General features: G+C 72.5%; 19 protein-coding genes. 12 read left to right on the plus strand and 7 right to left on the minus strand.

Features of this window, described 5'->3' with window-relative positions:
* The first annotated feature begins 159 nt into the window (after window positions 1–159).
* Window positions 160–1,404 carry a pentapeptide repeat-containing protein gene (locus QSK26_RS02880; RefSeq protein WP_285773339.1) on the plus strand — a complete coding sequence of 415 codons (1,245 nt, stop codon included), beginning with the start codon at window positions 160–162 and terminating at the stop codon, window positions 1,402–1,404.
* 58 nt (window positions 1,405–1,462) lie between these two features.
* On the opposite strand, the gene QSK26_RS02885 is transcribed toward QSK26_RS02880, so the two are convergent.
* Window positions 1,463–2,857 carry an NAD(P)H-quinone dehydrogenase gene (locus QSK26_RS02885; RefSeq protein WP_285773340.1) on the minus strand — a complete coding sequence of 465 codons (1,395 nt, stop codon included), beginning with the start codon at window positions 2,855–2,857 and terminating at the stop codon, window positions 1,463–1,465.
* Between the two features lie 283 nt (window positions 2,858–3,140).
* Between QSK26_RS02885 and QSK26_RS02890 the strand changes: the two genes are divergently transcribed.
* Window positions 3,141–3,593: a gamma-glutamylcyclotransferase family protein gene (locus QSK26_RS02890; RefSeq protein WP_285773341.1), complete on the plus strand. Its 453-nt coding sequence runs from the start codon at window positions 3,141–3,143 to the stop codon at window positions 3,591–3,593.
* Window positions 3,594–3,646: 53 nt separating this feature from the next.
* Here QSK26_RS02890 and QSK26_RS02895 read toward each other — a convergent pair whose 3' ends face one another.
* Complete coding sequence (locus QSK26_RS02895; RefSeq protein ID WP_285773342.1) at window positions 3,647–4,081, minus strand: NUDIX hydrolase; 435 nt, start codon at window positions 4,079–4,081, stop codon at window positions 3,647–3,649.
* Between the two features lie 71 nt (window positions 4,082–4,152).
* Here QSK26_RS02895 and QSK26_RS02900 point away from each other — a divergent pair, with 71 nt between their 5' ends.
* From QSK26_RS02900 to QSK26_RS02910, 3 genes are all read left to right on the plus strand, one after another.
* Complete coding sequence (locus tag QSK26_RS02900; protein WP_285773343.1) at window positions 4,153–4,392, plus strand: winged helix-turn-helix domain-containing protein; 240 nt, start codon at window positions 4,153–4,155, stop codon at window positions 4,390–4,392.
* 561 nt (window positions 4,393–4,953) lie between these two features.
* Window positions 4,954–5,757 (plus strand): purine-nucleoside phosphorylase, encoded by an 804-nt coding sequence (locus QSK26_RS02905; protein ID WP_285773344.1) that lies wholly within the window; start codon window positions 4,954–4,956, stop codon window positions 5,755–5,757.
* A gap of 8 nt (window positions 5,758–5,765) precedes the next feature.
* Window positions 5,766–7,391 (plus strand): phospho-sugar mutase, encoded by a 1,626-nt coding sequence (locus tag QSK26_RS02910; RefSeq protein ID WP_502888657.1) that lies wholly within the window; start codon window positions 5,766–5,768, stop codon window positions 7,389–7,391.
* A gap of 13 nt (window positions 7,392–7,404) precedes the next feature.
* Here the strand turns inward: QSK26_RS02910 and QSK26_RS02915 are convergent, their stop codons facing one another.
* Window positions 7,405–8,037: a PH domain-containing protein gene (locus QSK26_RS02915; RefSeq protein ID WP_285773346.1), complete on the minus strand. Its 633-nt coding sequence runs from the start codon at window positions 8,035–8,037 to the stop codon at window positions 7,405–7,407.
* A complete protein-coding gene (locus tag QSK26_RS02920; protein ID WP_285773347.1) occupies window positions 8,034–9,116 on the minus strand; it encodes an adenosine deaminase in 1,083 nt (360 codons plus the stop codon). Before QSK26_RS02920 ends, QSK26_RS02915 begins: the two co-directional genes overlap by 4 nt.
* Before the next feature lie 98 nt (window positions 9,117–9,214).
* On the opposite strand from QSK26_RS02920, the gene QSK26_RS02925 reads away from it, so the two are divergent.
* Complete coding sequence (locus QSK26_RS02925; protein WP_285773348.1) at window positions 9,215–9,667, plus strand: MarR family winged helix-turn-helix transcriptional regulator; 453 nt, start codon at window positions 9,215–9,217, stop codon at window positions 9,665–9,667.
* Window positions 9,664–11,379 (plus strand): MFS transporter, encoded by a 1,716-nt coding sequence (locus QSK26_RS02930; protein ID WP_285773349.1) that lies wholly within the window; start codon window positions 9,664–9,666, stop codon window positions 11,377–11,379. The genes QSK26_RS02925 and QSK26_RS02930 overlap by 4 nt, the downstream gene beginning before the upstream one ends.
* Window positions 11,380–11,390: 11 nt before the next feature.
* Here the strand turns inward: QSK26_RS02930 and QSK26_RS02935 are convergent, their stop codons facing one another.
* The 3 genes from QSK26_RS02935 to QSK26_RS02945 all read right to left on the minus strand — a co-directional run bounded on the left by QSK26_RS02935 (window position 11,391) and on the right by QSK26_RS02945 (window position 13,964).
* A complete protein-coding gene (locus QSK26_RS02935) occupies window positions 11,391–11,744 on the minus strand; it encodes a cupin domain-containing protein (protein ID WP_285773350.1) in 354 nt (117 codons plus the stop codon).
* Window positions 11,745–11,800: 56 nt separating this feature from the next.
* Window positions 11,801–12,418, minus strand: coding sequence for an AMIN-like domain-containing (lipo)protein (locus tag QSK26_RS02940; protein WP_285773351.1), 618 nt, complete (start codon window positions 12,416–12,418; stop codon window positions 11,801–11,803).
* A 112-nt stretch (window positions 12,419–12,530) separates the two neighbouring features.
* Complete coding sequence (locus tag QSK26_RS02945; protein ID WP_285773352.1) at window positions 12,531–13,964, minus strand: MFS transporter; 1,434 nt, start codon at window positions 13,962–13,964, stop codon at window positions 12,531–12,533.
* An 85-nt stretch (window positions 13,965–14,049) separates the two neighbouring features.
* On the opposite strand from QSK26_RS02945, the gene QSK26_RS02950 reads away from it, so the two are divergent.
* The 5 genes from QSK26_RS02950 (at window position 14,050) to QSK26_RS02970 (ending at window position 19,678) form a co-directional block, all read left to right on the plus strand.
* Window positions 14,050–14,424 carry a MarR family transcriptional regulator gene (locus QSK26_RS02950; protein ID WP_285773353.1) on the plus strand — a complete coding sequence of 125 codons (375 nt, stop codon included), beginning with the start codon at window positions 14,050–14,052 and terminating at the stop codon, window positions 14,422–14,424.
* A gap of 143 nt (window positions 14,425–14,567) precedes the next feature.
* On the plus strand, window positions 14,568–15,896 hold the full coding sequence (locus QSK26_RS02955) for a purine-cytosine permease family protein (protein WP_285773354.1): 1,329 nt from the start codon (window positions 14,568–14,570) through the stop codon (window positions 15,894–15,896).
* A gap of 32 nt (window positions 15,897–15,928) precedes the next feature.
* On the plus strand, window positions 15,929–17,500 hold the full coding sequence (locus QSK26_RS02960; RefSeq protein WP_285773355.1) for a hydantoinase/oxoprolinase N-terminal domain-containing protein: 1,572 nt from the start codon (window positions 15,929–15,931) through the stop codon (window positions 17,498–17,500).
* Between the two features lies 1 nt (window position 17,501).
* Window positions 17,502–18,572, plus strand: coding sequence for an S-methyl thiohydantoin desulfurase family protein (locus QSK26_RS02965; protein WP_285773356.1), 1,071 nt, complete (start codon window positions 17,502–17,504; stop codon window positions 18,570–18,572).
* Entirely contained in the window at window positions 18,569–19,678 is a 1,110-nt protein-coding gene (locus tag QSK26_RS02970) for an S-methyl thiohydantoin desulfurase family protein (protein ID WP_285773357.1), read from the plus strand. The genes QSK26_RS02965 and QSK26_RS02970 overlap by 4 nt, the downstream gene beginning before the upstream one ends.
* Window positions 19,679–19,686 lie beyond the last annotated feature (8 nt).

Below are 19,686 nucleotides of genomic sequence, written 5' to 3' on the forward strand. Positions count from 1 at the left end.
GCCCGGGGGCGATCGCCCGGCGTTCCAGATCCGGGGACGCCGACCCCGGAGCGTCCATGGGAGCGCGATCCGCGGGAAAGGTTTCGCGGATGTAGGTGGGGTGCAAGCGGAATGTAATCAGCCGCTGCCATGATCGGAGCTGTTCCCGAGGAGGCTCCGTTGCGTCGTCCCATCCCCCTGGCCCTCAGCACGGCCGTGGCCGCCCTGGTGGCGGTCACCTGGCTCCCTGCCGCCGCCACGGCCGCGACGGCCGCAGCGGGGCCGTGCAGGCCCGGCCAGGGGGCGGACCTGCGCGGCAAGGACTTCACCAAGGGCCGGGCGCTGCCCGACGACCTGCGCTGCGCCAACCTCACCAAGGCCAGGCTGGACGGCCTCCCCCTGGTCCAGAAGGACCTCACCGGCGCCATCCTGCGCGACGCGTCGCTGAAGGAGACCAACCTCACCCAGGCGCACCTGGAGTACGCCGACCTGCGCGGCGCGAACCTGACCGAGGCGGACCTCGGGCAACTGCAGGCCGACCACGCCGACCTGCGCAAGGCCGTCCTGGTGGACGCGGACGCCGGGCAGGCGGAGTTCCCGCACGCCGACCTGACCGGGGCCAGGCTCACCAGGGCCGAGCTCGCCCAGGCCGACTTCACCGACGCCAAGCTTGTGGGCGCCGACCTGACGGACGCCTCGCCCGGCCAGATCAAGGCGCGCAAGGCCGACTTCACCCGGGCCGTCCTGCGTGAGGCCAAGCTGGGTCAGGCCGAGTTGCAGCACGCCACCTTCAAGGACGCCGACCTGCGGGAGACCGAGTTCACCCAGGCGGACCTCGACGGCGCGGACTTCACCGGCGCGCAGGTGCAGGACGCGTCCTTCAGCCAGGCCGACGACCTGGACCTGACCGGGGCCAAGGGCACACCGCAAGATGTGCCCGCCGAGGCGCGCGGCGTCCCGTCCGCCGATCCGGTCATCCCCGCCATCGGCGACCTGTTCCCCGGCGGCCTCACCGGCGAGGACCCGCGGGGCGCGGAGGACGGGGCGGGCGGCCTGTCCGCCGGGCTGGTCCTGGTGATCCTCAGCGCCGTCGGCCTCGCGCTCACGGCGCTGCTGTGGGCGGGGTCGTACCGGCGGCGGACCCGCGCGGCCGCGGCGTTCGGCGCCGCGCTGCGGGCCGCCGAGGAGGACGTCACCCGGCTGGGCGAGGAGATCGACCGCCTGGACTACGAGTTCCAGCTCGCCGGGACCTCCGGCGGCATGTCGGCGGACCGGGAGTGGCGGTATGCGCTGGACGCCTACGAGGCGGCCAAGAACGCGCTGGCCGGGGCCCGCTCCCGGGAACAGCTGCTCTTCGTGACGCAGGCCGTACGGGACGGGCGCGCGGCCCTGGACCGCCTGCGCGGCCACGACCGCCTCAGGTGAGCCCCGGCCTCGGGCGAGCCCCGGCGGGGACGCGCCGAAGCCGTGGGAGGCCCGGGGGTCAGATGCCGGTGGGGGTCATGGGCTGCATGAGGCGGCGGGCGGCCTCGGTGACCGAACCGGCCAGCGACGGGTAGACCGCGAACGTGTGCGCGAGCTGGTCCACGGTCAGCCGCTCGTGCACCGCGATCGACACCGCGAGGATCAGCTCCGACGCGCGCGGCGCCACGACGACGCCGCCGAGCACGATGCCGGTGTGCGGGCGGCAGAAGAGCTTGACGAAGCCGTCGTTGAAGCCCTGCATCTTGGCCCTGGCGTTGGTGGCGAGCGGCAGCTTCACCACGTTGGCCTCGATCTCGCCGGACTCGATCTGCTTCTGCGCGACGCCCACCGTGGCGATCTCGGGGTCGGTGAAGATGTTGGCCGCCACCGTGGCCAGCCGGAGCGGCTGCACGGCCTCGCCGAGCGCGTGCCAGACGGCGATGCGGCCCTGCATGGCCGCCACCGAGGCGAGCATGAGCACGCCGGTGCAGTCGCCGGCCGCGTAGACGCCGGGGGCGGAGGTGCGGGAGACCTTGTCGACCTGGATGAAGCCGTTGGCGTCGAGGGCGACCCCGGCCTCCGCGAGGCCGAGCCCCGCGGTGTTGGGCACCATGCCGACCGTCATCAGGCAGTGCGAGCCCTCGGCGGTGCGGCCGTCTTCGAGGGTGACCTGCACGCCGTGCGGGGTACGCCGGACGGATGCGGCGCGGGAGCGGCCCATGACGTTCATCCCGCGGCGGCGGTAGACCTCTTCCAGCACCTCGGCGGCGTCGGCGTCCTCGTTGGGCATCATGCGGTCGCGGCTGGAGACGAGCGTGACCTCCGAGCCGAGCGAGCGGTAGGCGCCGGCGAACTCCGCGCCGGTGACGCCGGAGCCGACGACGATGAGGTGCTCGGGCAGCTCGGGCAGGTCGTAGAGCTGGCGCCAGTTGAGGATGCGCTCGCCGTCGGGCTCGGCCCCCGGCAGCACGCGCGGCGTCGCCCCGGTCGAGACGATCACCACGTCCGCCTTGATCGTACGGTCGCCCGCCTTGACCACCTGCGGGTCCACGAGCCGCCCGGTCGCCCTGATCACCTCGACGCCCTCGGCGGCGACCCGGGCCGCGGTGTCGGCCGACTGGGCCTGGGCCAGCTCCTTGACCCGCTTGTTCACCAGGGGCAGGTCCACCCTCACCCCGCCCACGTCGCCGTCGTCGCCGCCGGTGAAGTGCACGCCGAGCGACTCGGCGTCGAGCAGGGCCTGCTTACGCACGGAGGTGGCGATGAGCGTCTTGGAGGGCACGCAGTCGGTGAGCACGCACGCGCCGCCGATGCCCTCCTGTTCGACAACCGTGACCTGGGCGCCGAGTTGCGCGGCTACCAGAGCCGCCTCATATCCGCCTGGCCCGCCACCGATGATCACGATCCTCGTCACGGTCCCTATCCTTCCGCATGCCCACGAGTACTCCACCGATGGAGGCACAAATCCCCCACCCAAATGTATAAGCCCCTGACCACTGCCCGCCCCGGGCCGGATCCCGCGGAGACTCGCCCTCCCCGGCACAGAAGGACCCGGCGACATCCCCAGGCGGACACCCGTTTCCCCCGGGCGGCACGCGGGCCGGAGTACGGCAGCCGGTCGGCATGTCCCCAACACGGCCGGGGTACCGCGCGATGGAGCGGGATCAGTGCGGGATCTTGGATTATTCTTGTGTGCCGTGCCTGTTTACGCCGCCTACGGCAGCAACATGGACCCCAAGCAGATGGCCCAGCGGGCTCCGCACTCCCCTATGCGGGTGACCGGCTGGCTGGAGGGCTGGCGCCTGACGTTCGGCGGTGAGGACGTCGGGTGGGAGGGCGCGCTCGCCACCATCGCCGAGGATGCGGCCGAGCAGGTGTTCGTCGTCCTCTACGACGTCCCGGAGTGGGACGAGCCCTCCCTGGACCAGTGGGAGGGGGCGGCGCTCGGGCTGTACCGCAAGGTGCGGCTGCGGGTGCAGACGCTGGAGGGCGAGGTGGTCGCCTGGTTCTACGTGCTGGACGACTACGAGGGCGGCCTGCCCTCGGCCCGCTACCTCGGGATCCTGTCCGACGCCGCCGAGAAGGCGGGCGCACCGGACGACTACGTGAAGGACCTGCGCGGCCGTCCGTGCACGTCGCTCGGCAGCTAGCCAACCGGCGGGCTGCTGCCCGGTGCGCTCTGAAGAGCGGTTCGCCAGTGGGTTTACGTGCCGAGCAGATAAGTGCCGTCATGGTGACGGACGGCCGGCGGCTGGGTGTGGTGCATGGCGTCGAGGACACGAACGGCGAATGCCTCGGAGGCGAGTTGCCCGACCTCGCCGGCAGTGACCCAGCGGAAGGCACGGGTCTCGTCGGTTTCGGTGAGATGGCCGCTGATGACCTTGCAACGGAAGACCAGCGCGACGATGCCGCGGGTCATGTTCTTGTAGACGCCGGTCAGGGCGATGGGTTCGACGTCGAGGCCGGTCTCTTCGCGGATCTCGCGGAGCAGGCCGCTGGTGATGTCCTCGTCGCGTTCCAGGACGCCGCCAGGGGCTTCCCAGTGGCCGTTGTCGCGGCGCTGGGTGAGGAGTGCCCGGCCCTGATCGTCGACGATCACACCGGCCACGCTCACGGAGTGTGCGTTGTGATGATCCATCGCATGACCTCCCGGGGCCGCCGGTCGCTATTCTCGGACTGCGGTACGTACGTACGAGTTGAGGAGTGGTCGTGGCCGAGCTGCCGCTGCCGGATCTGGACCCGACCAGCGACCGGGCCATCTTCCGGCAGATCGCCGACCACCTCCGTACCGCGATCGAGCACGGCGTGCTCGCCGAGGGGGACAAGGTGCCCTCGGAGGCCCGGCTCATGCAACATTACGGCGTCGCGCGGATGACCATCCGCAATGCGCTGCAGGTGATCCAGGGCGAAGGACTGACCGTTGCCGAGCATGGGCGCGGGCTCCTCTAGATGAGTAGGTGTCTGTACATGCAGGCGACAGCTGTGAATGAGGCGACGGGTCGGAAGATGGTTACGCCTCTGGAGGCAGCCGAGTCACTGCGGCTCGAACTCGGACGTCGGCACATCACCGCCGATGTACTTGAAGGGCACAACCTGGCACTGGTGTCCGTCTGGGTGGGCGTGGTCGTCTGGTGCGACGGGCAGAAATTCTGTGGCGCACCGGCTGGAGCGCGCGGCCGGTGACGCTCGCAGAACTGATGCATGCTTTCGGGCGAACCTGGATGATTCGCGAGGCGGTCGGGGGAGGCTGGTATGCGCTGCGCACCTTCATCTCCACATACGCACAGCGGCTCGGTATGTCCGATGTCCGATACGGGGCAACCCTGGGGGAGTTGGCGCGCCACCTGGAGGCAGAGAGGCGATTGGACCATCGTTTCACCACCCTCCTCACGGAAAGCCCATGTGATGACGAACCCGACTCGTAACGCGCCGTGTACCTGTCACCCCGCCTGGGGTTCGCTCGGTGGAGCGCCGCGGACCTTCGCCGGCCGGACCGGTAACCTCCTGCATGTGAGCAAAGACCCCTATGCGCTCGCCGTCGACGCCGCGGCCGCACTGAAGAACGTCACCGGTGTCGAGTCCTTCGACGTCGCGCTGGTCATGGGATCCGGCTGGGTCGCCGCGGCCGAGGCCATCGGCACGACCGTCGCGGAGATCGCGGTGACCGACCTGCCCGGGTTCGCGCCGCCGGCCGTGGCGGGCCACGCGGGCCGGATCCGCGCCGTGACCACCGGGACCGGCCGCAACGCGCTGATCTTCCTCGGCCGTACCCACCTGTACGAGGGTCTCGGCGTGGAGCCGGTGGTGCACGGCGTGCGCACCGCGCTCGCCGCCGGGGCCGGCACGGTGGTGCTGACCAACGCGGCGGGCGGGCTGCGCCCGGAGACGCAGCGGGTCGGCGACCCGGTCCTGATCGGCGACCACATCAACCTCACCGGCGCCAACCCGCTCACCGGCGCCCGGTTCGTGGACCTGACCTCGGTGTACAGCCCCCGGCTGCGCGCGCTGGCCAAGGAGTCCGACCCGTCCCTCGCCGAGGGCGTCTACGTCGCCTTCCGCGGCCCGACGTACGAGACGCCGGCCGAGATCCGGATGTGCCGGGCGATCGGCGGCGACCTGGTCGGCATGTCCACCGCGCTGGAGGCGATCGCGGCCCGCGAGGGCGGCGCCGAGGTGCTCGGCCTGTCGCTGGTCACCAACCCGGGCGCGGGCCTCGTGGGCGAGCCGCTCAACCACGAGGAGGTCCTGGAGGTCGGCCGCGCGACGGCCGCCCGGATGGGCGTCCTGCTGGCGGACGTGGTCGGCAAACTCTGAGGGAGACCGTGGTGCGCGATCTCGTGCGGCAGGCGGAGGAATGGCTGGCCCAGGATCCCGATCCGGAGACCGGGGAGGAACTCGCCAAGATCCTCGACTCCGGTGACCTGGCCGAGCTGGAGAGCCGTTTCGGCGCGAAACTGGAGTTCGGCACCGCCGGCCTGCGCGGTGAGCTGGGCGCGGGCCCCGGCCGGATGAACCGCGTCACCGTGATGCGGGCCGCGGCGGGCCTGGCCGCGGTGCTCGGCCCGGGCGGGCACGTCGTGATCGGGTATGACGCCCGGCACAACTCCGAGGTGTTCGCGCACGACTCGGCGGCCGTGCTCGCGGGCGCGGGGCTGCGCGTCTCGGTGCTGCCCCGCCCGCTGCCCACGCCGGTGCTGGCCTTCGCCGTGCGCCACCTGGGCGCCGACGCGGGGGTCACCGTGACGGCCAGCCACAACCCGCCGCGGGACAACGGCTACAAGGTGTACTGGGGCGACGGGTCGCAGATCGTGCCCCCGGTGGACGGGGAGATCTCGGCCGCGATCGACGCCGTGGGACCGGTCGGCGAGCTGCCCCGGGGCCCGTGGGCGACGCTCGGCGAGGACGTCGTGCACGCCTACCTGGCCGCGGTGACCGCGCTGCCGCTCGGCGAGGATCGTGAGCTGCGGGTCGCCTACACGCCGTTGCACGGGGTGGGGGCGGCGACGCTGGCGGCGGCGTTCGAGCGGGCCGGGTTCGCGGCGCCGGAGATGGTGGCGGCCCAGGCGGAGCCGGATCCGGACTTTCCCACGGTTCCCTTCCCCAATCCGGAGGAGCCCGGCGCGATGGACCTCGCGCTCGGCCTGGCCGCGCGGATCGGCGCCGACATCGTGCTGGCCAACGACCCGGACGCGGACCGCTGCGCGGTGGGCGTCCCGACGCCTGACGGCTTCCGGATGCTGACCGGCGACGAGCTGGGCGGCCTGCTCGCCGAGCACGTGCTCACGCACACGAGCGACCCGTCCCGGCTGGTCGCGACCACGATCGTGTCCTCCTCCCTGCTGGCCGGGATCGCCGCGGCGCACGGCGCCCGCTACGCGGAGACCCTCACCGGCTTCAAGTGGATCATGCGGGCGGGCGAGGGACTCGTCTACGGCTACGAGGAGGCCCTCGGTTACAGCGTCGGCTCCGGGCAGGGGCTGCCGGTGCGCGACAAGGACGGCATCGGCGCGGCCCTGACCGTCGCCGCGCTGGCCGCCACCGCCAAGCGGGCCGGCCGTACGCTGCTCGACCTGCTGGACGACCAGGCGCGGCGCTACGGGCTGCACGCGACGAGCCAGCTCTCCGTGCGGGTCGCGGACCTGTCCCTGATCGACGGGGCGATGCGGCGGCTGCGTGAGGCTCCGCCCGCGTCGCTGGGCGGGCGCGCGGTCGAGTCGGCCGACGACCTCGCCGCCGGCTCCGCCGGCCTGCCGCCCACCGACGCCCTGCGCTACACGCTGTCCGGGCGGGCCCGCGTCGTCGTACGGCCGAGCGGCACCGAGCCCAAGCTGAAGTGCTATCTGGAGGTCGTCGTCCCGGTCACCGGGGACGTCGCGGACGCCCGCGCCGAGGCCGCCCGCGCGCTGGCCGCCGTCACGGAGGACCTGTCGGCGGTGCTCGCCCTCTGAGGGGCGGCGCCGCTCAGGAGGCGATGATCGCGGCGACGACGAAGCCGGCCGCGGCCACGCAGGCGGCGACGGCGTCCCAGGACCAGGTGGTGCCGGGCACGGGCACGCTCTCGGCGGCGGGGGCGTCGGCGAACTGCGCGGTACGGCGGGCCCGCTCGGCGCGCTCGGTGAGCTGCTGGGCCACGAAGTCGGCGTGCGTGCGGCCGGCCAGCGCCTCCAGGGCGGCCTGCTCGCCCGAGGTGCGGACGGGCTCGGTCTGGAACCGGCCGCGGCGCGGGGCGCCGGTGCCGCGCCGGGCCGCGGAGGCGCGCTCGCGGGCCGAGGACTGCGGGGTCCAGCAGCGCACGGACTGCTCGCCGTACTCGATGAGGATGGCGTGCGACACCCGCACGTCGTCGATCCGCACCCACGGGACGAACGTGTCGCGCAGCGGGTTGCGCACCCGCACGCCGTCTTCGAGCAGCACGGTGGCCGGGCGCATCGACGTCACGTAGATGAGCGCGGTCAGCACGGCGAGCACCGCGGCGGCGACCAGCGACGGCGCGCCGTTGTACCGCCGGACCAGGTCGAACGCCATCAGTGCCGCGAAGACCACCCACAGCCAGGCGAGGATGTAGGCGCCCTTGGACCGGAAGACCTGTTTCACGCGCCCTCCACCGCCCACTTGAGCTGGGCGAACCCCGGCTTGATCAGCCCGTTGATGAGCGCCAGCCGCTCGTCGAACGGGATGAAAGCGGACTTCATCGCGTTCACCGTGAACCACTGGAGGTCGTCCCAGCCGTAGCCGAACGCCGCGGCCAGCTTGGCGAACTCCAGGGAGAGCGTGGTGCCGCTCATCAGCCGGTTGTCGGTGTTCACGGTGACCCGGAAGTTGAGGCCGCGCAGCAGGCCGATCGGGTGCTCGCCGATCGAGGCGGCGGCGCCGGTCTGCAGGTTGGAGGTCGGGCACATCTCCAGCGGGATGCGCTTGTCCCGCACGTAGGCGGCGAGCCTGCCGAGCTTGGCCTCGTCGCCGGAGACCGCGATGTCGTCGATGATGCGCACGCCGTGGCCGAGCCGGTCGGCGCCGCACCACTGGATCGCCTGCCAGATGGAGGGCAGCCCGAACCCCTCGCCGGCGTGGATGGTGAAGTGCGCGTTCTCCCGCTGGAGGTATTCGAAGGCGTCGAGGTGCCTGGTGGGCGGGTAACCCGCCTCGGCGCCCGCGATGTCGAACCCGGCCACGCCCGCGTCGCGGTAGCGGACGGCGAGCTCGGCGATCTCCCTGGACCTGGCCTGGTGCCGCATCGCGGTCAGCAGCGAGCGCACCTTGATCGTCCGGCCGGCCGAGCCGAGCCGGAACCCTTCGAGCACGGCCTCGACGACCTGGTCCAGCGACAGGCCGGTGGAGGTGTGCAGCTCGGGGGCGTAGCGCACCTCGGCGTAGACGACGCCGTCGTCCGCGAGGTCCTCCGCGCACTCGGCCGCCACCCGGGTCAGCGCCTCGCGGGACTGCATGACGCCGACGGTGTGCGCGAAGGTCTCCAGGTAGCGCTCCAGCGAGCCGGAGTCGGCCGACTCCTCGAACCAGGCGCGCAGGTTGTCCGGGTCGGCGGTCGGAAGCCGGTCGTAGCCGCTCTCCCGGGCCAGGTCGGCGATCGTCTCGGTGCGCAACCCGCCGTCGAGATGGTCGTGCAACAGCACCTTGGGGGCGCGGCGGATCTCGTCAAGCGTCGGCTGGCTCATCCCGACATCTTAGAGCGGGTCTCCCGGTGTCCGCCGTCGACGTCCTGCGGGCACCCCGATGTAGTTACGGTTGATTGATAAATCTATTGTAAGTATCTATGAATCCGGACGAATCACCCGAAACCACTGAGGGCGCCCGGCTAGGCGCCGCCCTGCGGCTCGCCGTCTCCCGCATCGCCCGCCGGCTGCGCCAGACGCACGCCGTCGGAGACGTCACGATCGCCGGCGTGTCCGTGCTCTCCCGGCTCGCCGCCGACGGCCCGGACTCGCCGGGCTCGCTCGCCGAGCTGGAGCGGGTACGCCCGCAGGCCATGGCGACCACGCTCGCCGCGCTGGAGGAACGCGGGCTCGTCCGGCGCGGCCAGGACGCGGCCGACGGGCGGCGGGCGGTCATGACGATCAGCGAGGAGGGGCGGCGGGTGCTCGGGGAGCGGCGCTCCGAGTCGGTGCGGCGGCTCGCCGAGGTGCTCGACGGGGAGTTCACCCCGGCCGAGCGGCAGCGGCTGGCGGAGGTCATGCCCCTCCTGGAACGGCTGGCGGACCGGCTGTGAGGAGCACGGTGGACGGCGGCCCCCGCTACAAGTGGATCGCCCTGTCCAACACCACCCTCGGCGTGCTGATCGCCACCATGGACGCCTCCATCGTGATCATCTCGCTGCCCGCGATCTTCCACGGCATCGGGCTCGATCCGCTCGCCGCCGGCAACATCGGCTATCTGCTCTGGATGATCCTGGGCTACCTGCTGGTGTCCGCCGTGCTGGTCGTCGTGCTCGGCCGGCTCGGCGACATGTTCGGCCGGGTGAGGATCTACAACCTCGGCTTCCTGATCTTCGCCGTCGCGTCGGTCGCGCTGTCCCTCGACCCGTTCACGGGCGGCGGCGGGGCGATGTGGCTCATCCTCTGGCGGGTCGTCCAGGCGTTCGGCGGCTCGATGATCACCGCCAACTCGGCCGCCATCCTCACCGACGCGTTCCCGCCCGGCCAGCGCGGCATGGCGCTCGGCGTCAACCAGATCACCGCGCTCGCCGGGCAGTTCCTCGGCCTGCTCGCGGGCGGGCTGCTGGCCGCCGTCGACTGGCGCGCGGTGTTCTGGGTGAGCGTGCCGCTCAGCGTGGCGGGCACCGTCTGGTCCTACCTCAGCCTGCGCGAGACGGCGTCCGGCCGGCGCGGCCGGATCGACTGGCTCGGCAACGTCACGTTCGCGGCCGGCGCCGGGATCCTGCTGGCGGGCATCACCTACGGGATCCAGCCGTACGACGGCGGCGCGACCGGCTGGGGCAACCCGAAGGTGCTCGCCGGGCTGTTCGGCGGCGTCCTGCTGCTGGCGGTGTTCTGCGTCGTCGAAGTGCGGGCCGCGGAGCCGATGTTCAAGCTCGCGCTGTTCAGGATGCGGGCGTTCGCGGCGGGCAACCTCGCGGCGCTGCTCACCGCGATCGCGCGCGGCGGGCTGCAGTTCATGTTGATCATCTGGTTGCAGGGGATCTGGCTGCCGCTGCACGGCTACGCCTTCGAGGACACGCCCCTGTGGGCCGGGATCTTCATGTTGCCGCTGACCTTCGGATTCCTGGTCGCGGGCCCGCTCTCGGGCTACCTGTCCGACCGGTTCGGCGCCCGGCTGTTCTCCACCACCGGGCTGGTCGTGGTGGCGTGCTCGTTCGTCGGCCTGCTCCTGCTGCCGGTGAACTTCGACTACACCGCGTTCGCCCTGTTGCTGCTGCTCAACGGCCTGGGCCAGGGGATGTTCTCCTCGCCCAACACGTCCTCGATCATGGGCAGCGTGCCGCCGGAGCACCGCGGGGTGGCGTCCGGGATGCGGTCCACCTTCCAGAACTCCGGCACCGCGCTGTCCATCGGCGTGTTCTTCTCGCTGATGGTCTCCGGGCTCGCGTCGTCGCTGCCGGCCACGCTGAGCGGCGGGCTCCAGGCGAACGGCGTGCCCGCGGACACCGCGCACCGGGTGGCGTCGCTGCCGCCGGTGAGCACGCTGTTCGCGACGTTCCTCGGCGACAACCCGATCCGGCACCTGCTCGGCGCGGAGACGCTGTCCGGGCTGACCGCCGCGCAGCGCGACACGCTGACCGGGTCCGGTTTCTTCCCCGGGCTGGTCTCCGGGCCGTTCCACCACGGGTTGGTGATCGTGTTCGGCGTGGCCGCGGGCATGGCGCTGATCTCGGCGGTCGCCTCGGCGCTGCGCGGCCGGCACCGGCCGGCCGGCCTGCGGCAGGAGGCCGCCGAGCCGCTCGGGCGGGCCGGCCGCGGCTGACGGGGACCGCCCTACTCGTCGCGGTGGGCGGTGTCCGGGGAGAAGGCGGGCAGGCAGACGGCGACGTACTCGGCGCCCTCGGGGCCGGTGCTGTAACGGATCTTCTCGCCGGGCTCGCTGACGAACGCCTGACCGGCCGTGACCTCGTCGGTGCCGCCGTCGTGCTCGATCAGCACGGCGCCGCGCAGCACGAGCGTGTACTCGGCGAACTCGGGCGTCTGCGCGGGCTCCGACCAGCCCGCCGGAGCCACCATGCGCGCGATCGAGACGCGGTCGTCCCCGGTGTTCACTCTGCCGACATGCTCGTCGATGATCTTGCCGCCCGGCACCGGGATCCGGGTCGCGGTGTTGATGAGTCGTCCCACGCGGGCCAGTCTGGCACGGCCGCCGCCGCGACCGGCGACCGGTCCCGCGCCGGGGCTCAGTGCGCGACGTCCACGACCAGCCTGTTCGGCGCTCGTTGCTCCAGCACCCGGAAGGCGGCCCGGCGGTCCAGCACGATCGCCACGCTGACGATGCCCTCGAAGTCGCCGTTGCGCACGACGGTGCGGACGTTGGGGAGGCCGGCCTGGAAGACGGGCCCGCCCGGCCAGGTCACCTCGCCGTCCTCGTCGTGCGCCTGCGCCGGGGTCATCCTGATCTGGAGGTAGGCGCCGCCGTCCACGTCGACCGGGTCGCCCGAGCCGTCCTGCACGACCTCGTCGGTCCAGTTGACCGTGTAACCGGGCAGGGAGCCGTCGATGTCCAGCACCACGCGGTCGAAGCCGGGATGCCTGGCGTAGCGCGCCCCGGTGATCATCGGCGGCTCCGCGGGCTCCTTGGTCACCTCCACCTCGTCCATGCTGGTGGGCGGGCCCAGGGCGGCGGCGCCGTTCGCCGTCGCGCCGGGAGGGCTCGCGGCGCCCGCGGAGGGGGCCGGCTCGGTGGCGGTCGCGGTGGTGACCTCCCGGGTGGGCTGGGAGGTCACGCCGCCTTCGCCGCAGGCTACGGCGAACATCGCGAGCGGGATGAGCGCGAGGACGATGCGCGTGCGGTTCATGGGCTGCCTCTCATGACCTGTTAGATGCCCCGAACCCGCCGATCGTTCACGCCCCAGACCGGAACGGGCCTACCCCGCACCCGGAGCCCGGATGCGGGGTAGGTGTGAGTGCTCAGACGGTCTCCAGGACCGGCGCGTCCGCGTCCGTGCCCGCCGTACGGGGGGCGGGGCGGCGCAGGCCGGTCAACGCGATGGCCAGGCCGACCAGGGCGAGCACGGCGGAGACGACGATCGCGGAGCGGATGCCGGCGACCGGGTCGGCCGCGGTGCTGGAGGTCATCACGGCGGTGACGACGCCGAGCACGATGGCGCCGCCCACCTGCCCCGAGGTGTTGAGCAGGCCGGAGGCGAGGCCCTGCTCGTCGTCGGCGACGCCGTTGGTCGCCTGGATGTTCAGCGAGGGGAAGGACAGGCCGAAGGCGATGCCGAGCAGCACCATGCCAGGAATGATCATGGTGGCCAGGCTCGGCGAGTGGTCGACGTTGAGGAAGATCGCGTAACCGCCGGCCAGCGCCGCCGCGCCGATCGCGATCAGCCGCCCGGTGCCGAACCGGTCGGCGAGGTCGCCCATCTTGGTGGAGCTGACCGCCACCAGCAGCCCGGCGGGCAGGAAGGCGAGCGCGGTCTCCAGGGCCGACCAGTGCAGCAGGTTCTGGAAGTACTGCATGGCGACGAACTGGAAGCCGACGTAGGAGCCGAAGAGGATCACCAGTCCGAGGTTGGCCCGGACCAGCGGGGCGGAGCGCAGGATGCCGAGCCGTACCAGGGGATGCCTGACCCGGCTCTCGGTGAGCACGAACGCGGCGAGCAGCACGACGGCGGCGCCCAGGGTGGCGATGGTGCGCGCGGAGGCCCAGCCGACCTCGGGCGCCTCGACGACGCCGTAGACGAGAAGCAGCATGGAGCCGGTGATGGTGATCGCGCCGAGCAGGTCGTGGCCGCCCTCCGCGCGCTCCTCCGTGTGCCTGGGCAGCAGCTTGAAACCGGCGATCAGGGCGAGGACGGCGATCGGCGCCGGCATGAGGAACGTCCAGCGCCAGCCCAGCTCGGTGAGCAGGCCGCTGAGCACCAGTCCGAGCGAGAAGCCGCTCGCGCCGGACGCGGTGAAGATGCTCAGGGCCCGGTTGCGGGCGGGGCCTTCGGCGAAGGTCGTGGTGATGATGGACAGGGCGGCGGGCGCGGTGAACGCGGCGCTGATGCCCTTGAGGAAGCGCGCCGCGATGAGCAGCGTGCCGTCGTTCACCAGGCCGCCGAGCAGCGAGGCGACCGTGAACAGCGCGAGAGCCACCAGGAAGACCCGGCGGCGGCCGAGCAGGTCGGCGGTCCGGCCCCCGAGAAGCAGCAGACCGCCGTACCCGAGCACGTAACCGCTGACCACCCACTGCAGCGAGGAGGTGGTCATGCCGAGGTCGGCCTGGATGGAGGGCAGCGCGACGCCCACCATCGAGACATCCAGCGCGTCGAGGAATATGACGACGCAGAGCACGGTGAGCGCTCCCCACAGGCGCCCGTTCCAGTGCTCCGTGGTTGTGGAGGAGGGAGTCATGCGAGAGACAATACATGCGTACGCATCTAATGCGCCAGCATTTAATGCGTGTGCAGCTTATGTTCACGCGTGGTACACTCCGGCTGTGAGCGACGAAGCGGTGATCATCGCGTGGCGCCGGCTGCTGGCCCAGCACGCCGCCGCGTGGTGCGCCCTGGAGCGCGAGCTCAGTGAGCGCCACGACCTGGGGCCGAGCGAGTTCGAGGTCCTGGACCGGATGGTCGAGGCGGGCCGCGACAAATACCGCGTCCAGGAGCTCGCCGACTGCGTTCACCTCAGCCAGAGCGCGCTGTCCCGGCTGGTCGCCCGCCTGGAGAAGGCCGGCCTGGTGAGCCGCGACATGTGCCCCTCCGACCGCAGGGGCGTCTTCGTCTGCATCACCTCCGAGGGCCGCGCCAGGCACGCCGCCGCGCTGCCCACCCACCGGGCCGTGCTCAGCGCCATCCTCCCCTCCGCCTAGGGGACTTAGAGGACCCCCGCCGCGCCCACATGTGCACCCCGCACACTGTGAGCCGCCCCGCCGTGCACTTCGCACACTGACGCCCGGCACGCCGCCGCCTACCGTACGGCTCAACACTCCTCCGTGCGATAAGGAGGTCGGCGATGGCGTCGTCCGTCGGTGTCGATGATCATGCGTTGACCAGGGTGCCGATGGGCGCCCGCTATTCCTGGTGGTCGATCGCCGTGCAGCGGTTCGGCCAGGTGTCCGCGCTCAGCCAGTTCCTGCTCGGCGCCACCCTCGGCTTCGGCATGGGCTTCTGGCAGGCGTTCCTCGCGCTCACCCTCGGCGCGGTGGTCCTGGAGGTGGTCTCCGTCTTCGTCGGCGTGATCGGCGTGCGCGAGGGCCTGTCCACCTCCATGCTGGCCCGCTGGACCGGGTTCGGCCGCGCCGGGTCGGCCCTGATCGGCCTGGCCATCGGGATCAGCCTGGTCGGCTGGTTCGGCATCCAGTCCGCGGTGTCCGCCGAGGGCCTGGCCGCGCTGGTCGGCGGGCTGCCCGAGTGGGGCTGGTCGCTGCTGTTCGGGCTGCTGGTCACCGCGATCGTGCTGCGCGGCTTCCACTCGATGGCCTGGACCGCCTACCTCACCGTGCCCGCGTTCCTCGTCCTGGTCGGCTGGTCCATCGTCACCGAGCTGTCCAGGCACGACGTCGGCGCCCTGGTCGCCTCGGCGCCGCCAGGGCCGCAGCTCTCCCTCCTGGAGGGCACCACCCTGGTGGCCGGCGGGTTCATCGTCGGCGCCGTGATCACCCCGGACATGACCCGGTTCAACCGGTCGATCGCGGACGTGGTCAAGCAGACGCTGATCGGCATCACCCTCGGCGAGTACGTGATCGGCCTGGCCGGGGTGCTGCTCGCGCACGCCGCCCGGTCCTCCGACGTCACCACCATCATCACCTCCTCGGTGGGCTGGGTCGGCGTCCTCGTGGTCGTCGCGGGCACCCTGAAGATCAACGACTGGAACCTGTACTCCTCCGGGCTCGGCCTGGTGAACTTCGTCGGCACGGTGTTCGGCAGGCGGATCAACCGGGGCGTGGCCACCGCGCTGGTCGGCGTCGTCGGCAGCGTGCTCGCCGCGGCCGGCATCCTCGACCGGTTCACCGACTTCCTGACCACGCTGGGCGTGGCGTTCCCGCCGATCGCCGGGATCATGGTCGCGGAGTACTTCGTCGTGCGGCGCTGGCGGGGCGAGCTGGAGACCGCCCGCGCCGCGGGGACCGTCCCGCGGGACGCGCCCGTCTGGGTGCCGATGACGCTGGTGATCTGGCTCGTCTCCGCCCTGGTCGGCAGGTTCGTCGAGTTCGGCCTGCCCAGCATCAACTCCCTCGTGGTCGCGTTCGTGCTCTACATCGTGGCCGGGAAGCTCGGCCTGGTGCGCGGGGTCGGCGCGAGCCGTACCGCCGACGCCGAGCCCGTCCCCACGGCCGGATGACCCGCCCCTTTCCCGACAAGGAGTCATGACCCGTGCGTATCGGAATCGACGTCGGCGGCACCAACACCGACGCCGTCCTGCTGGACGGGACGCGGGTGCTCGCCGCGGTCAAGACGAGCACCACCGCCGACGTCACCTCCGGCATCGTGGCCGCCGTGGACGGCCTGCAACGGCAGCACGCCTTCGACCCGGCCGGCGTGCGGGCCGTGATGATCGGCACCACGCACTTCATCAACGCGCTGGTCGAGGCGCGCAGGCTGGCGCCCACCGCGGCGGTCCGGCTCAGCCTGCCCGCCGGCGCCTCGCTGCCGCCGATGGTGGACTGGCCGCAGCGGCTGGTGGACGCGATCAGCGGCCGGGGCTACCTGTGCCACGGCGGCCACGAGTTCGACGGCAGGCACATCGCCGAACTCGACGAGGCCGAGCTGCGCAGGGCGGCGCACGACATGGGCGAGGCCGGCATCCGCAGCGTGGCGATCAGCTCGGTGTTCTCCCCGGTGAACGCGGAGTTCGAGCTGAGGGCCGCCGAGGTGATCTCGGCCGTGCTGCCCGACGTGGCGATCTCGCTGTCCCACGAGATCGGCCGGATCGGGCTGCTGGAGCGGGAGAACGCCACGGTGATCAACGCCGCCCTGCGCGAGCTGGCCGCCCAGATCGTGGACGGCCTCGCCGCGTCGGTGACCGGCGCGGGCATCACCGCCCCGCTGTACCTGAGCCAGAACGACGGCACCCTGATGGACGTCGACTTCGCCCGCCGCTACCCCGTGGCCACCTTCGCCTCCGGGCCGACCAACTCGATGCGCGGCGCCGCCGTGCTCTCCGGGCTCGGCACCTGCGCGGTGGTGGACGTGGGCGGCACGACCAGCGACATCGGCGTGCTGCGGCACGGCTTCCCGCGCGAGGCGACCACCGACGTGAGCGTGGCCGGCATCCGGACCAACTTCCGGATGCCGGACGTGCTGTCCATCGGCATCGGCGGCGGCAGCCTGGTCCGCGGCGAGCCCGCCGGGGGCACGGCGGCCGGCGCCGGGGTGACCGTCGGCCCCGACTCGGTGGGCTACGAGCTGACCTCGCGGGCGCTGGTCTTCGGCGGGGACACCCTCACCGCCACCGACATCGCGGTCGCCGCCGGCCTGGCCGAGATCGGCGACCCCGGCCGGGTCGCGCACCTGGACCCCGGCCTGGTGCGGGCCGCGCTGGACCGGATCGCCCGCGACGCGGCGGACGCCGTCGAACGGATGCGCACCTCGGCCGAGCCGCTGCCGGTGGTCGCGGTCGGCGGCGGTTCGATCCTGCTGCCCGGCGAGCTGGCCGGCGTGGGCGAGGTGCACCGGCCGGAGAACTACGCGGTGGCCAACGCGATCGGCGCCGCCATCGCGCAGATCGGCGGCGAGGTGGACCGGGTGTACGCGATCGAGCCGGGCCGCAGGGACGCGGTGGTCGAGGAGGCCAAGCAGGAGGCGGTGGACCGCGCGGTCGCCGCCGGGGCGAGCCCGTCCACCGTGGACATCGTCGACTTCGACGAGGTGCCCATCCCCTACCTTCCGGGCAACGCGACCCGGATCAGGGTGAAGGCCGTCGGCGACCTCCAGCTCGGAGCCTGACATGCGGGAGATCAACGTCGCCGACCTGGACGACATCGCGCGCGGCGCGGCCATCCTGGGCACCGGAGGCGGCGGCGACCCGTACGTCGGCCGGCTGCTGGCCGCCTCCGCGCTGCGCGAGCACGGCCCGGTCCGCCTCGTCACCCTGGACGAGCTGCCGCCCGGGGCGTCGGTGCTGCCGGTGGCCATGATGGGCGCCCCGACGGTGATGGTGGAGAAGCTGCCCTCCAACGACCAGGTGGCGCTGGCCGCCCGCACCCTGGCCGCCTACCTGGGCAGGGAGCTGACCCACATCGCCTGCGCCGAGGCGGGCGGGGTGAACTCGCTGATCCCGATGGTCGCCGCCGCCCAGCTCGGCCTGCCCCTGGTGGACGCGGACGCGATGGGCCGGGCCTTCCCCGAGCTCCAGATGGTGCTGCCCACGCTGTACGGGATCCAGGCCACGCCGATGGCGATCGCCGACGAGAAGGGCAACCGGGGCGTCCTGGACACCGTGGACAACCACTGGGCGGAACGGCTGGCCCGCAGCGTCACCGTCGACATGGGCTGCTCGGCGATGATCAGCCTCTTCGCGATGACCGGCGGGCAGGCCAGGGAGTCCCTGGTGCCCGGCACGCTGAGCCTGTGCGCCGAGCTGGGCGCCCTGCTGCGCACGGCCAGGGCCGGGCACGCCGACCCGGTGGCCGCCGTGGTGGACCGGCTCGGCGGGCACGCGCTGTTCACCGGCAAGGTCACCGACGTCGCCCGCCGTACGACCACCGGCTTCGCCCGCGGGGAGGCCACGCTGACCGGGACGGACGGCGACTCCGGCGCCGAGCTGGTGCTGCGCTTCCAGAACGAGCACCTGATCGCCGAGCGGGACGGCGTGCCGGTGGCCTCGGTACCGGATCTGATCTGCACCCTGGACCGGGAAACGGGTGAGGCGATCACCACCGAGTCGCTACGGTTCGGGCAACGGCTCGCGGTCATCGCCGCGCCCGCCGACCCGCGCTGGCACACTCCCGGCGGGCTGGAACTGGTGGGGCCGCGTTACTTCGGTTACGAGATCGACCCGGTGGAGGTGTTCCAGTGAGCTGGCTGCTGACCGAGGAGCAGCTGCCCGATCTGGCCCGCGGCGCGGCGGTGCTGGGCACGGGTGGCGGCGGCGACCCGCACGTGGGCCAGTTGCTCGTGCGGCAGGCGATCCGCGAGTTCGGCCCGGTGACGGTGCTCGACCCGGACGAGGTGGACGACGACGCGCTGGTCATCCCGACGGCCCAGATGGGCGCGCCGACGGTGGTCTTCGAGAAGCTGCCGCGCGGCACGGAGCCGGTGGCCGCGCTGCGCGCGCTGGAGGACCGGCTGGGCGAGCGGGCGTCGGCGACCATGCCCATCGAGTGCGGCGGGATCAACTCGATGATCCCGCTGGTGGTGGGCGCGCGCACCGGGCTGCCCGTGGTGGACGCGGACGGCATGGGCCGGGCGTTCCCGGAGCTGCAGATGGAGACCTTCGGCGTGTACGGCGTCCCCGGCTCCCCGATGGCCATCGCCGGGGAGCGCGGGGAGACCGCGGTGATCGACACCGGTGCCGACAACCGCCGGATGGAGTGGCTGGCCAGGGGCGTCACGGTACGGCTGGGCGGCGCCGCGCACATCGCCGAGTACTCGATGCGCGGCGCGGACGTGAAGCGCACGGCGATCCCGCGCACGCTGACCCTGGCGCTGACCGTGGGCCGGGCGATCCGCGAGGCCAGGGAGGCGGGCGCGGACCCGGTGGCCCGGCTCGCCGACGCGCTGGGCGGGACGTTGTACCGGCATCTGCGGGTGCTCTTCCGGGGCAAGATCGCCGACGTCGAGCGGCGTACCGAGGCGGGGTTCGCGCGGGGCCGGGCGGCGGCGGTGTCGTTCGACGGCGAGCACAAGCTGGAGCTGGTCTTCCAGAACGAGAACCTCGTCGCGCTGGTGGACGGCGAGCTGCGCTGCGTGGTGCCGGACCTGGTGTGCGTGCTGGAGGCGGAGCGGGCCGAGCCGATCACCACGGAGACGCTGCGCTACGGCCAGCGGGTGACGGTCGTGGGCATCTCCACCCCCGGCATCATGCGCACCCCGGAGGCCCTCGCCGTCTTCGGCCCTTCCGCCTTCGAACTCCCCTACGACTTCACGCCGGTCGAACAACTGGTCCCGTCGTCCGTTTTGTAGGAGTTTGT

The organism is Microtetraspora sp. NBRC 13810 (assembly GCF_030268685.1).
GTDB lineage: Bacteria > Actinomycetota > Actinomycetes > Streptosporangiales > Streptosporangiaceae > BSRQ01.

Coding starts and splice junctions, on each gene's coding strand:
- QSK26_RS02965 (WP_285773356.1), top strand. CDS start 17,502: ATGCGGGAGATCAACGTCGCCGACCTGGACGACATCGCGCGCGGCGCG.
- QSK26_RS02955 (WP_285773354.1), top strand. CDS start 14,568: ATGGCGTCGTCCGTCGGTGTCGATGATCATGCGTTGACCAGGGTGCCG.
- QSK26_RS02945 (WP_285773352.1), bottom strand. CDS start 13,964: ATGACTCCCTCCTCCACAACCACGGAGCACTGGAACGGGCGCCTGTGG.
- QSK26_RS02940 (WP_285773351.1), bottom strand. CDS start 12,418: ATGAACCGCACGCGCATCGTCCTCGCGCTCATCCCGCTCGCGATGTTC.
- QSK26_RS02925 (WP_285773348.1), top strand. CDS start 9,215: ATGAATCCGGACGAATCACCCGAAACCACTGAGGGCGCCCGGCTAGGC.
- QSK26_RS02895 (WP_285773342.1), bottom strand. CDS start 4,081: ATGGATCATCACAACGCACACTCCGTGAGCGTGGCCGGTGTGATCGTC.
- QSK26_RS02920 (WP_285773347.1), bottom strand. CDS start 9,116: ATGAGCCAGCCGACGCTTGACGAGATCCGCCGCGCCCCCAAGGTGCTG.